The 14,721-nt window shown below is 67.4% G+C and carries 13 protein-coding genes; 10 read left to right on the top strand and 3 right to left on the bottom strand.

What is annotated here, in order from left to right:
* Positions 1-227 precede the first annotated feature (227 nt).
* The 8 genes from ACSX1D_RS15270 to ACSX1D_RS15235 all read left to right on the top strand — a co-directional run bounded on the left by ACSX1D_RS15270 (position 228) and on the right by ACSX1D_RS15235 (position 5,893).
* Entirely contained in the window at positions 228-848 is a 621-nt protein-coding gene (locus tag ACSX1D_RS15270) for a methylamine utilization protein (RefSeq protein ID WP_439859313.1), read from the top strand.
* Positions 832-3,186, top strand: a complete 2,355-nt coding sequence (locus tag ACSX1D_RS15265; RefSeq protein WP_439859312.1) for a putative bifunctional diguanylate cyclase/phosphodiesterase — start codon at positions 832-834, stop codon at positions 3,184-3,186. Before ACSX1D_RS15270 ends, ACSX1D_RS15265 begins: the two co-directional genes overlap by 17 nt.
* The gene (locus ACSX1D_RS15260) at positions 3,183-4,043 is read left to right on the top strand and encodes a DUF3034 family protein (protein WP_439859311.1); all 861 of its coding nucleotides are present in this window, start codon (positions 3,183-3,185) and stop codon (positions 4,041-4,043) included. The genes ACSX1D_RS15265 and ACSX1D_RS15260 overlap by 4 nt, the downstream gene beginning before the upstream one ends.
* 2 nt (positions 4,044-4,045) lie before the next feature.
* Complete coding sequence (locus ACSX1D_RS15255) at positions 4,046-4,465, top strand: group I truncated hemoglobin (protein ID WP_439859310.1); 420 nt, start codon at positions 4,046-4,048, stop codon at positions 4,463-4,465.
* A gap of 56 nt (positions 4,466-4,521) precedes the next feature.
* The gene (locus tag ACSX1D_RS15250; protein ID WP_439859309.1) at positions 4,522-4,728 is read left to right on the top strand and encodes a tautomerase family protein; all 207 of its coding nucleotides are present in this window, start codon (positions 4,522-4,524) and stop codon (positions 4,726-4,728) included.
* A gap of 283 nt (positions 4,729-5,011) precedes the next feature.
* Entirely contained in the window at positions 5,012-5,263 is a 252-nt protein-coding gene (locus tag ACSX1D_RS15245; RefSeq protein WP_439859308.1) for a hypothetical protein, read from the top strand.
* A gap of 126 nt (positions 5,264-5,389) precedes the next feature.
* Positions 5,390-5,677 (top strand): hypothetical protein, encoded by a 288-nt coding sequence (locus tag ACSX1D_RS15240; RefSeq protein ID WP_439859307.1) that lies wholly within the window; start codon positions 5,390-5,392, stop codon positions 5,675-5,677.
* 9 nt (positions 5,678-5,686) lie between these two features.
* Positions 5,687-5,893, top strand: a complete 207-nt coding sequence (locus ACSX1D_RS15235; protein WP_439859306.1) for a DUF2905 family protein — start codon at positions 5,687-5,689, stop codon at positions 5,891-5,893.
* Positions 5,894-5,931: 38 nt separating this feature from the next.
* On the opposite strand, the gene ACSX1D_RS15230 is transcribed toward ACSX1D_RS15235, so the two are convergent.
* The 3 genes from ACSX1D_RS15230 to ACSX1D_RS15220 are packed head-to-tail and all read right to left on the bottom strand — an operon-like array spanning position 5,932 to position 8,619.
* Positions 5,932-7,206 carry an EAL domain-containing protein gene (locus ACSX1D_RS15230; RefSeq protein ID WP_439859305.1) on the bottom strand — a complete coding sequence of 425 codons (1,275 nt, stop codon included), beginning with the start codon at positions 7,204-7,206 and terminating at the stop codon, positions 5,932-5,934.
* Positions 7,207-7,216: 10 nt separating this feature from the next.
* Positions 7,217-8,068, bottom strand: a complete 852-nt coding sequence (locus ACSX1D_RS15225) for a hypothetical protein (protein ID WP_439859304.1) — start codon at positions 8,066-8,068, stop codon at positions 7,217-7,219.
* 5 nt (positions 8,069-8,073) lie between these two features.
* Positions 8,074-8,619: a methyl-accepting chemotaxis protein gene (locus tag ACSX1D_RS15220; RefSeq protein WP_439862336.1), complete on the bottom strand. Its 546-nt coding sequence runs from the start codon at positions 8,617-8,619 to the stop codon at positions 8,074-8,076.
* Positions 8,620-9,728: 1,109 nt separating this feature from the next.
* On the opposite strand from ACSX1D_RS15220, the gene putA reads away from it, so the two are divergent.
* Together putA and putP are read left to right on the top strand one after the other, a co-directional pair.
* Positions 9,729-12,908, top strand: a complete 3,180-nt coding sequence (gene putA / locus ACSX1D_RS15215; RefSeq protein ID WP_439859303.1) for a bifunctional proline dehydrogenase/L-glutamate gamma-semialdehyde dehydrogenase PutA — start codon at positions 9,729-9,731, stop codon at positions 12,906-12,908.
* A 155-nt stretch (positions 12,909-13,063) separates the two neighbouring features.
* On the top strand, positions 13,064-14,548 hold the full coding sequence (gene putP, locus ACSX1D_RS15210; protein ID WP_439859302.1) for a sodium/proline symporter PutP: 1,485 nt from the start codon (positions 13,064-13,066) through the stop codon (positions 14,546-14,548).
* Positions 14,549-14,721: the final 173 nt, after the last annotated feature.

Genomic DNA, 14,721 nt, shown 5'->3' with positions numbered 1-14,721 from the left:
GCGCTTGCCGCGGACGAACGCGGGTGGCCCCTGTCGTGGATTCGAGGGTGAAGTTCTGCGCGTTGGCAGCTACCCTGCTCGGCATTGCGGCAGCGGCTGTCAGGGCGGCGAGTTTTCCTCGGGGGGTTGAGAGGTTGCGCCAGGCGCGATTATTTTTCAGGTCGAAACATCGGTTCATTGCGCTGCAGGCCCTGGCGTTCGGGCTTGCCTGTGTCCTCAGCCCGGCGTTGCGGGCGGCCAGCCTGCAGGCCGAAGTGGTCGGCGCCGCCGGTCAGCCGCTGGCCAACGCGGTGCTCAGCCTGCGTGGGCCGCTGGGGGGGAAGGACGTGCCGCCAAGCGCAGTCCTCGACCAGAAATCCATGCAGTTCGTGCCCCGGGTGCTGGCGGTGCGTCGCGGCACCGCGGTGAGCTTCCCCAACAGCGACAACATCCGCCATCACGTCTATTCCTTCTCGCCGGCCAAGCGTTTCGAGCTGCGCCTGTACCAGGGCACGCCGAGCGAGCCGGTGCGTTTCGACACGCCCGGGGTGGTGGTGCTCGGCTGCAATATCCACGACTGGATGGTCGGTTACGTCTACGTGACCGACGCCCCCTGGTTTGCCGTGAGCGACGAGCAGGGCAGGGTGCGACTCGAGGGGCTGCCGCAAGGACGCTACGCGCTGAGCCTGTGGCACCCGCAACTGTCCGGGCCGCAGCAGCAGGCCGACGAGCTGGAGCTGGACGATTCGCCCAAGGCGCTGCGCCTGAGCCTGGCAGTCGAGCCGGTGGCGGACGAACCAGCGTCGGGGCCGCCGCCGAGTGCCTTTGGCGATGCCTTCAGGAAAGCCGTCCGTGATACTGCGCAGTAGCTTCCAGGCGCGTATCGCCGGGGTCCTGATCCTTTTGCTGGCGGTGGTGATCGGCGCGCTCTACCTCGCCGTGCAGGCGGCCACCGGCGTCGCCGTGCGGGCTCAGGCCGGCGAGCAACTGGGCGTCGGCGCGCGGGTGTTCGAGCAGGCGCTGGAAGTGCGCGGCCGCCAGCTGCACGAGGCGGTGCGGGTGCTCGCCGCCGACTTCGGCTTCAAGGAGGCCGTGGCCAGCGGCGACGACGAGACCATTCGCTCGGCGCTGGCCAACCATGGCGCGCGGATCAACGCCAGCCTGGTGATGATGTTCGGCCTCGATGGCCGCCTGCAGGTGAGCAGCGACGCGGGCATCGATGCGCAGACGGCGGCACGCCTGAGCGCGCAGCTCAGGCCGGGACGCGACGACGGCGTGCAGGCCTTCCTGGTGCCGATTGCCGACCAGATCTACCTGCTGGTGCAGGCCACGGTCGCCGCGCCGCTGCCGATCGCCCGGGTGCTGATGGGCTTCGCGGTGGACCAGACGTTTGTCCGCGAGTTGCGCGAGCTGACCCACCTGGAGCTGACCCTGGTGGCGCGCCGGGAAAGCGTGCCGGCGCTGTGGATCAGCTCCCTGCCGGATGGCGCCGCGGCGAAGCTGCGGGCTGATCTGGATGGGCCCTCCGAGGCCGGGAGTGACCTGCTGCAGGTCGGCGAGGAGCGCTACCTCGGCCAGCGCCTGCTGCTCGCCAGCGGCGCCGATTTTCGGGTCGATGCCTTGCTGCACAAGTCCCTGACCCAGGCCCGCGAGGCCTTTGCGCCGCTGGACCGGCACATCCTGCTGATCGCCCTGGCCGCCCTGCTGGCCTCGCTGCTCGGCGCGCTGCTGCTGGCACGCAGCATCTCCCGGCCGGTGCGCAGGCTGGCCTGGGTGGCGGAGCGGGTGGGCCGGGGTGACTACCAGGCGCCCTTGCAACTCGAGCGCAGCGACGAGCTGGGCAGCCTGGCCAAGGCCTTCCAGAGCATGCAGCAGGGCATCGCCGAGCGCGAGCGGCAGCTGGCGCACAATGCCCTGCACGACGCGCTGACCGGCCTGCCCAATCGCACCCTGATCGTCGAGCGGCTCGGCAGTGCGCTCAGCGCCGGGCGGCCGATGGCCCTGCTGTACCTGGGCATTGCCAACCTGCGCACGGTCAACGACAACTGTGGTCCCGGCGCCAGCGACCTGGCCCTGCAGCAGTTGAGCCAACGCCTGCAGGCCACCCTGCGCCCGGGCGACAGCCTGGCCCGGGTCGCCTCCGACGAACTGTTGCTGCTGCTGGAGCATGCCGACAGCGACAGTGCGGTCGCCGCCGGCGACCGCCTGCTGCAGGTCATCCAGCAGCCGCTGCAGATCGGCCATGTGGATGTGGCGCTGGAGTGTGCGATCGGCATCGCCGCCAGTCCGGAGGACGGCGACAGTGCCGACGTCCTGCTGCGCCGCGCCAGCATCGCCATGCAGGATGCCGCGCAGTCGTCCGGGCGCCTGCAGGTCTACCAGCAGGGGCGCGATGCCGCCCATCAGCGCCAGATCCGCCTGATTCGCGACCTGCCGCGGGCCGCCGAGCAGGGCGAGTTGCGCCTGCACTACCAGCCGAAGCTTGACCTCGAGGCTGGCCAGGTTTGCCAGGCCGAGGCCTTGCTGCGCTGGCAGCATGGGCAGCTGGGCATGGTTTCGCCGGGCGAGTTCATTCCCCTGGCCGAGCGCACCGGCAGCATCCGCCTGCTGACCGCCTGGGTGATCGAGGAGGCGGTGCGCCAGTTGCAGCAGTGGAATGCGCGTGAGCTGCGCGTGCAGCTGTCGTTGAACATTTCCACCGAGGACCTGCTCGACCCCGAGCTGCCGGAGCGGGTCAACCAGTTGCTGGCCACCTATCGGGTGCCGGCGCAGCAGCTCACCTTCGAGATCACCGAGAGCGGCGTGATGCTCGACCCGGTCGCGGCCCTGCGGGTGCTGCACGGCCTGCGCGACTGCGGGATCCGGCTGTCGGTCGATGACTTCGGCACCGGCTATTCATCCCTGGCCCAGCTCAAACGCATGCCGGTGCAGGAGTTGAAGATCGACCAGTCCTTCATCCGCGACCTGGACGACACCAGCGAAGACGCCGTGATCGTCCGCTCGACCATCGAGATGAGCCATAGCCTGGGACTCAAGGTGGTCGCCGAGGGCGTCGAGCTGGCGCGCAGCCTGCAGCTGCTCCGGCTCTGGCAGTGCGATACCGTGCAGGGCTACCTGATCAGCAAGCCGCTGAGCGCCGAGGACTTCGAGGCCTGGGTCGTGCAGCCCTCGGCAGCGCTCGTGGCCAGGGGGGGCGTCGAGCCATGAGTTTCCGGCATTGCTGCGCTGTCGTATTGCTCGGCCTGGTTGGCGCCGGGGCCATGGCCGACCAGGGGCGCCTGCTGGCCACCGGAGGGGCGAGCAGCCTGGAAGGCGGTGCCGGCGGCGGCATCACCCCCTGGGCGGTGCTGGCAGGCTATGGCGAGCGCGGCGAGTGGGGTGGCGATGTGTTCGCCACCCGGGTGCAGACCGCCGATTACCGGCTCGACGTGGCCGGGCTGGCGGCGTCGTTCGACAATCGCCTGGAGCTGTCCTATGCGCGCCAGCGTTTCGACCTGGGCAGCCTGGCGCGCGATTTGAGCTTGCCGCAGAACAGCCTGAGCCAGGACGTGCTCGGCCTGAAGGTGCGGCTGTTCGGTGACCTGATCTATGACCGCTTGCCGCAGGTGGCCCTCGGCCTCCAGTACAAGCGGCAGCGGGATTTCCTCATTCCCAGCCTGGTCGGCGCCCGGCGCGACCAGGACGGCGAAGCCTACCTAGGCGCCAGCCGGCTGTTTCTCGGTGGCGCCTTCGGCTACAACCTGCTGCTCAATGGCGCGCTGCGCTACAGCCGGGCCAACGAACTGGGCCTGCTCGGTTTCGGCGGCGATCGCCGCGATCGCCGCTCGCTGCTCAAGGAGGGCTCGCTCGCCGTGCTGCTCGACCGCCACTGGGCGATCGGCGTGGAGTACCGCGAGAAGCCGGACAACCTGCATTTCGCCGGGGAAAGCGACTGGGCCGACCTGTTCCTCGGCTATTTCCCCAACAAGCGCCTGGCCGTGGTGCTGGCGTATGCGCGCCTCGGCGAGATCGCCAGCCTGGATCGGCAGAACGGCGCCTACCTGTCCGTCCAGGGGAGCTTCTAGCCATGCGCATGCTGCTGTTGCTCCTGGTCCTGAATCTGGCCGCCTGCGCCCAGCGCGCGCCCCATGACGACGGCCTCTACCAGGCCCTGGGCGGCCGCCCGGGCATTACCCGGATCGTCGAGGGCATGCTGCTGAACATCGCCGGCGACCCGCGTATCGTCCGGCATTTCGCGGCCGTGGATATCGTCCGTCTGCGCGACAAGCTGGTCGAGCAGTTCTGCGTGGAGGCCGGCGGGCCTTGCACCTATAGCGGCGCCAGCATGGAGGAAAGCCACAAGGGGCAGCAGTTGACCCCGAGCGATTTCAACGCCCTGGTGGAGAACCTGCAGGACGCCATGGATGCCCAGGGCGTCCCGGTGCCGGCGCAGAACCGCCTGCTGGCCAGGCTGGCGCCGATGCGTGGGCAGGTGATAGGGCGCTGAGCCGGCGTGCCGGCCGGTCATTTGCCGACTGATCAACAAACCAGAAGGAGAGCGAGATGCCGTATGTGAATATCCAGATCACCAAGGGCGCCAGCCGCGAGCAGAAAGCCCAGCTGGTCAAGGAAGTGACCGATTCCCTGGTCCGGGTACTGGGCAAGAAGCCCGAGTACACCCATGTGGTGATCCAGGAAATCCTCGAGGAAGACTGGGGCTACTGCGGCCTGCTCACCGATGAGTGGAAGCGTCAGCAGGCGGCCGAATAGATCACCTGCGTGGAGCCGCTGGAGCGATTGTCGCCGCACGAGGCCTGTCGCCAGGCGGTGGCGCTGGGTGGTTTCGAGTTCGGCCCGGCACTGCGCGGTTGTCCTTTGTCGGCGCGAATCCGAGGTGGATCTGCCGTGCGATATCCTTGACAGGCGCAGGAAACAAACTGCGGCACGCACTGCTCTATAGTTGAAATATCCACGTCCGCCGACAGGGTCAAGGCGCGAGCGCGCCATGCACGCTTCGATCCGACGGCGGCAGTTCAACAGAGAGGTAGGTCTCATGAGCACCATGCAATGCGTCCATCGCGACCACACCATCGTTGCCGACGTCGTCGAGCATCCCGGCATCCCGACGCCCTGGGCCGGTGGTTGTCATATCACCACGCCGGATGGGCGGACCACCAAGCGCCTGACCCTGCCGGTGGACAGCCTCTATCTCGCCGAACTGGAGAGCGCCCAGCGTGCCTCGATCGCCCACGGCAAGTGGCTGGTCGATCAGGCCCTGGATCATGGCAAGGCGCTGTTCCACTAGGGCCTGCGCCGGGCGCGCCGGCTGCCGGGCAGCCGACTCGCGCCCGGAACCCGCCGGCGCCGCCCTCGTCCGGCGGGCCGCTCCCGCCACCCTGGGGGATGAGGGCCGCCGAGTAGAGGTCGCGCCATGAGCCACAAGCACCAGAACCTGCTGTACGCGATCTTCGAGGATCCGTTGCGCAGCAATATCCACTGGCGTGAAGTCGAGTCGCTGCTGCATCACCTCGAGGCCAGCGTGGAGCCGATCCTCGGCGCGCGCTTCCGGGTCACGCTGAACGGCTACGAGTTCGTCCTGCACCACCCGCACAAAGGCAACGAATGCAGCAAGCAGGAGATCAAGCACCTGCGCGAGTGCCTGAGCAACGCCGGCATGAGCCCCTCGGCCTACGACGAGAAGTTCGGGCGCGCCGGGTAGGCTGGGGCGATGGCGCGCTGGTTGATGCTGGTCGGTGGCGGGCTGTTGCTGCTCGGTGCCATCCTGCATTTCGCGCCCTGGCTGCTGCACTGGTTCGGTCGTTTGCCGGGCGATATCCGCATCGAATCGGCGCGCGGCCGGGTGCTCATTCCGCTGACCTCGATGCTGCTCGTCAGCCTGGCGCTGAGCCTGCTGATCAATCTGTTCAGGCGCTGACCGCGCAGCGCTGCCGGCTCGACAGGGGCGTGCAGTCGCTACTGATCCTGCCAATCCAGGTCGCAACAGAACACCCGCAGCAGGCCGCCGACATGAACGGTCTGCGACAGGGTGATGCACATGCGGGAATCCGCTATCGACAGGTAGGGTCGACTGACCTGAATGACCCCCGGCTGTTTCAGGGCGCGGTAGTGGTAGTGCTTGTGCGACCAGTTGGCATGGTCGCCGCACAGCAGCGGGGCGAAGCGCAGATTCAGCCGCTGCTGGTAATGCAGGGGATAGACGCTGGGCGACACCTGGTGACCCGCCTCATCGAGCAGGTAGCAGCGGACCGTGCGCGGATCGCTGCACAGCAGCGCGCTGCTTTGGGCGAACTGCTGGTGGCCGGTGAAGTCGGCCAGGGCCTGCTGGAACAGGCCTTCGATACCGCGCGAGTAGTGCTGCAGGTCGGCGCGGCGTTTGACGCTCTGCCACTGCCGGCCGCGTCGCAGCCTGGCGAAGGTCTCGGCGACCCCGGGCGGGTCGACGATGCACGGCTGCGGCTTGGCGAAATAGAAGCCCTGAAGCATGTCGGCGTTGGCCGCGATGGCCAGCAGGGCCTCGTGTTCGCTCTCCACGCCCTCGACCACCACTAGGCAGCCGGCCTCGTGGAGCAGGCTGACGATGCCGTTGAGAATACGCTCGACGCGACCGGAGCTGCTCGCATCCTGAATCAGGCGGCGGTCGATCTTGACGATGTCCGGCTCCAGGTCCCAGATCCGGTCGAAATTGGAGTGGCCGGCGCCGAAGTCGTCGATGGCGATCAGGCAACCCAGCTCCCGGAAGTGGCGGATGAACTGCTTCAGTTGCGCCTGATCACGGACTTCGCTTTCGATGATCTCGATGACCAGCCGATGGGCCGGGATGCCGGTCGCGTGCAGGAGGTTTCGGGTGAAGCCGATGTCCGGGCGCTCGCTGACCAGGTACTGCGAGTTCAGGTTGAGGAACAGCCAGGCGTGACCGCTGGCCTGGCGGGCAAAGTTATGCATGTGCAGGGTGCGGCAGGTGCGGTCCAGCTCCAGGCATTCGCGGCCAACCTTCGGCATGGCCAGCAGCGCCGCCGGTGACTCCGGGCGGCCATCGGCATGGCGGGCGCGGACCAGCCCTTCGTAACCCACCGCGCGGCCGTGGGCGATGCTGAAGATCGGCTGGAAATGGCTGCTCAGTGACAGGCCGCGATAGTGGGTGTACGGCATCGACTCGGCGAGTGGCTCTTGCTGGGCGATACGGGCGGGCTGGTCGAGTTCCGGCAAGGGCAGGGCGGCATTGTGCATCTGGCTTCCCCTAGCGCTGCGGCTGCAGTTGCTGCAATGCGGTATCCACCAGGGCCAGCAGCTCGTCGATGGCCTGGGTGGCGTGCTGAAAATAGGCCTTGGCGGCGATTGCCGGCTGGGCCTGGCCGAGCAACTCCTGTTCGATGCAGCGCAGGAAGTCGTCGATCACCCGTTGCCGCTGAGGCAGGCGGAACAGGTCGCCCTGTGGTTGTTCGCCGGTATGGCGCTGCAGGGTCGCGAAGGCGGTGCCGGCCAGCAGCTGAATCTTCTGGTAGAGAAAGCGCAGGCGCACGCGCTGCTCGGCGCTGCTCTTGCCGGCGGCCGCGATACCGGTGCCCAGGGCGCGCGCCTGGCCTGCCCATTCCGCCGCCTGCACCACGTCGCGCCAGATGCAGGGCAGGTAGCCCAATGTGGCGCGGCCCTCGCTCAGGTCGACCTCGCAGGCCACATCCTCCATCAGGAAGATGCTGTTGCGGATGATCAGGTGATGCTGGAGCAGATTGTTCGCCGGATCGTCTATGCGCCCCTCACGTAGGCGCGACCAGTGATCGAACAGGCCGTTCCAGGTGTCGCGGTGGCTGCCGCCGAGCTGCTGGGCCTCGCGGATATGCAGGTCGAGCTGCTGCCGCGTATCGGCAAGGGCCTGGCCCATGCTGGCATCGCCGCAGAGCACGCCGTTGCTCAGGCCGCGGTGGCGCTGCAAGCCGGCGATCAGCGCGCGCAACAGGGCCAGTTGGCGGATATTCGACTGGATGAGCAGTCGCTTCTGGCGTTTCATCCGCCGGTGCAGGGCGTAGAAGGCCAGGGTCAGTGCGACCGCTGCGGCGGGCAGGTACAACGCGAGTTCGTGTAAGCCATCCATGCGGTTTACCTCGTCAAATGGGCCAGATGATGGGCGATGGTGCGGGCCTGGTCGGCGGCCCGCAGATTGTCGGCATTGCCCTGGCGGACGTGGTCGGCCAGCTCGGCGATCTCCGCCACGGCCTTGCCCTGCTGTTCGGTACTGACCGCCACCTGGTCCACCTGCTCGGTCAATTGCCAGGTGCACTGCTGGACCCGATCGAGCAGGTTGCGCACCGCCTCCGAGCCCTCGGCGCTGCCCTGTGCCAGCTCGCTGAGGCCGGCCACCTGCACGGTGGCGCCCTGGATGTGCCGTTGCACCGACTCGATGTTGCGGCTGATCTCCGCCGCGGACTCCTGGCTGTGCTGGGCCAGGCGGCGCACCTCGTCGGCGACCACGGCGAAGCCACGCCCGCTCTCGCCGGCACGCGCGGCTTCGATCGCCGCATTGAGGGCGAGCAGGTTGGTCTGGTCGGCAATGCCGCGAATGGTGCCGGACATTTCGTTGATGGTGTGCGAGTTGCTGTGCAGCTGCAGGATCAGCTCGTTGGTGGCCTGGGCCTGCTGGGCCATGACGGCAACCTGACGCACCAGTTCGGTAACCTGGTCGATGCCATCGCCCAGTTGCGCACGGGCCACCAGGCTGGCCTGCCGGGACTCGTCGGCCAGCGCCGCCACCTGGACGATGCTCACATTCAACTGCTCGACGGCGGCGGCGGCCATGCTGGCCGCATCGCTCTGGCCCTCGGCGTTGCGGGTCACCAGCATGGCGCTTTGCTCCAGCTCCTGGGAGGAGTGGGATATTTCATCCAGGCGCTGTTGCAGCAGTTGCTGATGGCGCTGCTCGCGATGCAACCACTGCTGCAGGCTCCGGCCGAGCGGCTGCAACAACTGCCACTCGAGTGTGCTGGGCGCCGCCTGGTCGGCCTGTCGGGCGGAGTCGTCGCAATGGCGCTGCAGCCGCAGCACCTCCTGCCACAGCAGCCACAGGCTGGAGATGGACAGATAGGCCAGCACTGCCCAGGCCGGCGCGACGGGCTGGGTCGGCAGCAGCAGCGCCAGGGCGCTCGCGGCCAGGGCGATGCCGACCAGGGTGCGGAGCATGCCGGTGATGCCCAGTGCGCCGAGCAGCAATAGGGTGGGGTAGGTAAGCCACTTCATGAGTCCGTGTCTCCAGCAGTAGCCAAAAAAAACGCCTGAAGCCCTGCGAAAAGTCCGCAGTGGGTTCAGGCGCCGTTGCCTGGCAGGAGCGAGTCCCGCCGAAATGATCGTTGTAGTGGAAGCAATGCAGAAAGAGTGCCATGGCGGCGCCGCGGCTGCGGTGAGGGCGGGCGGGGCGCTGGAGCGCAGGCGATTCCCGGCTGGCGCGGGCGCCATTGCGCCAGTGTTCACCAGAATGGTGCGCGCGGCGCCCGTCTCTGGCGCAGGCCGCTCTAGCCCGGGCCGCCGCAACGCCTGCCTGTGCTCTGCAGGCAAACGGGCGATGGTGATTCGTCGCAGCGCCCATAGCTTTCTGCAAAAAATACGGAGTTTTCAGCAAGAAGCTGTCATGCCTCTGCCACTAAATTCCGTAATCCAGTCGTGCCGTTCGTGCTGTGGCCGGTTCATGGTCGGACCAGTGTGTCCAAGCCCCAGCGGTAGCCGCGTTTTTCCACAACTGTTTCCACAAGAGGATGGGCGTGATGTTCAAAGCCAGTCACGTCTTGCAGGACGAGTTCCTAACCCGGATCTCTGCCGCCAAGGCCGCCGATTTTTTCCCTGTCATCAGCGCCAACTACAGCGTTGACGAGGCAGCCTATCTCACCGAGCTGCTGCAGCTCGCCGACCCCGGTCAGGACGGCATCGAGGTCATCCGCCGCAGTGCCCGCACGCTGATCGAAGACGTGCGCAGTCGCGACAATGCCGTCGACACCCTCGACGCGCTGCTGCGCCAGTACAGCCTCGACACCCAGGAAGGGCTGATGCTCATGTGCCTGGCCGAGGCGCTGCTGCGCGTGCCGGACGCCGCCACCGCCGACGCGCTGATCCGCGACAAGCTGAATGCCGCCGAGTGGGAACGCCACCTGGGCAAGAGCGACAGCGTGCTGGTCAACTTCGCCGCCTGGGGCCTGGTGATGACCGGCAAGGTGGTCGACCCGGAAACCGCCGACGGCCGGCCGAAGAACATCCTCGGCAAGCTCATCCAGCGTTCCGGCGAGCCGGTGATCCGCGCCGCGATGAACCAGGCGATGAAGCTGATGGGCAAGCAGTTCGTGCTCGGTCGCAGCATCGCCGAGGCGCTGAAGAACGGTCGCCCGGAACGCGAAAAAGGCTACACCTACTCCTTCGACATGCTCGGCGAAGCGGCTCTTACCCAGGCCGATGCCGAGAAGTACATGGCCGACTACCGCAAGGCCATCGAAACCGTCGGCGCCGAGCCGCAGGTCGGCCCCGGCCCCAAGCCGTCGGTGTCGATCAAGCTGTCGGCGCTGCACCCGCGCTACGAAGTGGCGCAGCGCGAGCGCGTGCTCACCGAGCTGTTCGCCAACGTCCGCGAACTGGCGATCATGGCCCGCGAGCTTAACGTCGGCATCTCGGTGGACGCCGAGGAAGCCGATCGCCTGGAACTGTCGCTGGAGCTGTACGAGAAGCTGATGCGCGACCCGGCGATCAAGGGCTGGGGCGAGTTCGGCCTGGTGGTGCAGGCGTACTCCAAGCGCTGCCTGCCGGTGCTGGTGTGGCTGACCCTGCTGGGCAAGGAACTCGGCGCCAAGATGCCGCTGCGCCTGGTCAAGGGCGCCTACTGGGACAGCGAGATCAAACAGTGCCACGTGCAGGGCCTGGACGGTTTCCCGGTGTTCACCCGCAAGGAAGCCACCGACACCTCCTACCTGGCCTGTGCGCGCTTCCTGCTGTCGGAGTTCACCCGTGGGGTGATCTACCCGCAGTTCGCCAGCCACAACGCCCACACCGTCAGCTCCATCCTGTCCATGGCCGCCGAGAACCCGCAGCCGCGCGAGTTCGAGTTCCAGCGCCTGCATGGCATGGGCGACGCGCTGTACGACACCGTGCTGGAGAAGCACGGCAAGACCGTGCGCATCTATGCCCCGGTCGGCGCGCACAAGGACCTGCTGCCCTACCTGGTGCGGCGCCTGCTGGAAAACGGCGCGAACTCCTCGTTCGTCCACCAGCTGGTCGACCCGAGCACCCCGGTCGAGTCCCTTCTCGATCACCCGGTGACGCAGTTGCGCAAGTTCAAGTCGCTCAGCAATGAGAAAATCCCCCTTCCGCCCGCGCTGTTTGGCGCCGCGCGGAAAAACTCCCAAGGCATCAACATGAATATTCAGCACTCCTGGGCCGAACTCGAGTCCGTCTATCAGCCGCACCTCGACCGTCAATGGCAAGCCGCCCCGGTGATCAACGGGCAGAAGCTGGCCGGCAGCGCCCAGGAAGTCCGTTGCCCCTACGAGCTCAGCCGTGTGGTCGGCAGCGCCCAGTTCGCCACCGCCGCCCACGCCGCCCAGGCCCTGGACGTGCTGCAGGCCGCCTGGCCGCGCTGGAATGCCACGCCGATCGACACCCGTGCAAGCATCTTCGAGCGCCTGGCCGACCAGCTGGAAGCCAATCGCGGCGAGCTGATGGCCCTGTGCACCCTGGAAGCCGGCAAGAGCCTGCAGGACGGCATCGACGAGGTGCGCGAGGCCGTGGACTTCTGCCGCTACTACGCCCAGCAGGCGCGCCTGCGCCTGGGCCGCGAAGAGCTGCAGGGCCCGACCGGCGAGCGCAACGAGCTGTTCCACGAAGGCCGTGGCATCTTCGTCTGCGTCAGCCCGTGGAACTTCCCCCTGGCCATCTACCTGGGCCAGATCGTCGCCGCCCTGGTCGCCGGTAACTGCGTGCTGGCCAAGCCGGCCGAGCAGACCAGCCTGATCGCCGCCCGCGCCCTGGAGCTGATGTTCGAAGCCGGCCTGCCGGCCGACGTGATCGCCTTCCTGCCGGGCGACGGCGCCACCCTCGGCGGCGTGTTCTGCCGCGATGCCCGCGTCGCCGGCGTGTGCTTCACCGGGTCTACCGAGGTGGCGCGCCTTATCAACCGCCAGCTGGCCGAGAAGGAAGGCCCGATCGCCGCGCTGATCGCCGAGACCGGCGGGCAGAACGCGATGATCGTCGACTCCACCGCGCTGCCCGAGCAGGTGGTCAAGGATGCCGTGCAGTCGGCCTTCACCAGCGCCGGCCAGCGTTGCTCGGCCCTGCGCGTGCTCTATGTGCAGGCCGATATCGCCGAGCGGGTGATCGAGCTGCTCAAGGGCGCCATGGCCGAACTCAAGGTCGGCCCGACCCACCTGCGCGTCAGTGACGTCGGCCCGGTGATCGACGCCGAAGCCAAGGCCGGCCTGGACGCGCATATCGCCAAGCTCAAGGGCGAGGGCAAACTGATTGCCGAAGCCAGCCTGCCGGCCGGCCTGGACGGCCATTTCGTCGCCCCGGTGGCGTTCGAGATCGGCGGCATCGAGGAGTTGAAGAAGGAAAACTTCGGCCCCATCTTGCACATCGTCCGCTACCAGGCGGCCGATCTGGACAAGGTCGTCGCGGCCATCAACGGCACCGGCTACGGCCTGACCCTCGGCGTGCACAGCCGCAACGAGCAGACTGCCCAGCGCATCGAGGCGCTGGCGCGGGTCGGCAACCTCTACATCAACCGCAACCAGATCGGCGCCGTGGTCGGTGTACAGCCGTTCGGTGGCTGCGGCCTGTCCGGCACCGGCCCCAAGGCCGGTGGCCCGAGCTACCTGCTGCGCTTCGTCAATGAGCGCACCACCTCGGTGAACACCACGGCGGTGGGCGGCAACGCCTCGCTGCTGTCGCTGGGCGACGAGGTCTAAGCGGCAAACACAGGGTGGGGCCCAAAAGGCTCCACCCGGCCCTGGCCGTGTCGCCCACCGGCGGCCCGGTCAGCGGTTCCCAGGCAGCGACTGCATACCGCGGTCGCTTAAAACTAGTGTCGCGGCTTGAGCCGTGCCAACACGAGAACAACAAGATGAACGAGCAGAACGTTTTTGTTGTAGGGGTGACCTTCGTGGTCTACCTGGTGCTGATGCTGGGGTTGGGCATCGTCGCCTACCGTCGCACCCAGAACTTGTCCGACTATATCCTCGGCGGCCGCTCCATCGGCCCGGGCACCGCGGCGCTGTCCGCCGGCGCCTCGGACATGAGCGGCTGGCTGCTGCTGGGCCTGCCGGGCTACGCCCTGGTGGCCGGCTTCGAAGCCAGCTGGATCGCCATCGGCCTGCTGGCCGGTACCTGGCTGAACTGGCTGTTCGTCGCCCGTCGTCTGCGCGTGTACTCCCATGCGGCGAATGACTCGGTGACCATGCCGGCCTACTTCGAGAACCGCTTCAACGACAAGTCCCGTGCCCTGCGCGTGATCTCGGCGCTGATCATCCTGACCTTCTTCCTGTTCTACACCAGCTCCGGCCTGGTCGCGGCGGGCAAGCTGTTCGAAACCGTATTCGGCTTCAACTACCAGATCGCCGTCGTGGTCGGCACCCTGGCCGTGGTCTCCTACACCCTGTTCGGAGGCTTCCTCGCCGTGGCCTGGACCGACGTGGTGCAGGGCCTGCTGATGGCCGCCGCGCTGGTCATGGTGCCGGTGTTCGCCCTGAATGCCGTGGGTGGCGTGGATGCCGCGCATGCCGCGATCCTGGCCAAGAACCCGGAAATGCTGACCTTCTTCAACGACACCAAGGGTGAGCCGCTGGGCATCATCGCCATCCTCTCCCTGCTGGGCTGGGGCCTGGGCTACTTCGGCCAGCCGCACATCCTGGCGCGTTTCAAGGCCATCTCCGACGAGAAGGACATGCCCACCGCGCGTCGCATCGCCGTGAGCTGGACCGCCTTGACCCTGTTCGCCGCCCTGGCCATCGGCTGGGTTGCCGTGGGCTACCTGGAGACCGATCTGGGCGACGCCGAGACCGTGTTCATGGTCCTGGTCAACAGCCTGTTCCACCCGGTGGTCGCCGGCATCCTGATGGCCGCCGTGCTAGCCGCGGTGATGTCCACCGCCGACTCGCAGCTGCTGGTAAGCTCCTCGGCCCTGGCCGAAGACTTCTACAAGGCCCTGCTGAAGAAGAACGCCAGCGACAGCGAGCTGGTCTGGGTCGGCCGTGGCGCCGTGGTGCTGATCGCCATCATCGCCCTGGTCCTGGCGCTGAACCCGGATACCACCGTACTGGGCCTGGTGTCCTACGCCTGGGCCGGCTTCGGCGCTGCCTTCGGCCCGGCCATCCTGCTGTCGCTGTACTGGAAGCGCATGAACCGCAATGGCGCCCTGGCCGGTATCGTCCTCGGCGGTCTCACCGTGGTGGTGTGGAAGCAGCTGTCCGGCGGCATCTTCGACCTGTACGAAATCATCCCCGGCTTCATCCTGGCGACCATCGGCATCATCGTGGTCAGCCTGCTGAGCGAAGAGCCGGAGTCGTCGCTGCAGACCCAGTTCGACAAGGTCGACGGTCAGCTGGCCTGATGAGTTTCATCCCCGCCCGTAGCCGGTCGTCTGCAGGTGGGGCGCTCGAGCGGGGATTGCATTGCTGATGCCCGCCTCGGGCTCCACGACGACCCGATAGTGCTTCGCCGGCCCACACCTTCGGGTGTCGGGTCGGTTTTTTTTGCCCCCGAAAACGTGCCGGCTGGCGCCTC

It is taken from the genome of Pseudomonas sp. MBLB4136 (assembly GCF_051904765.1).
Lineage (GTDB): Bacteria > Pseudomonadota > Gammaproteobacteria > Pseudomonadales > Pseudomonadaceae > Aquipseudomonas.
This window is presented reverse-complemented; position numbering and strand designations above follow the sequence as displayed.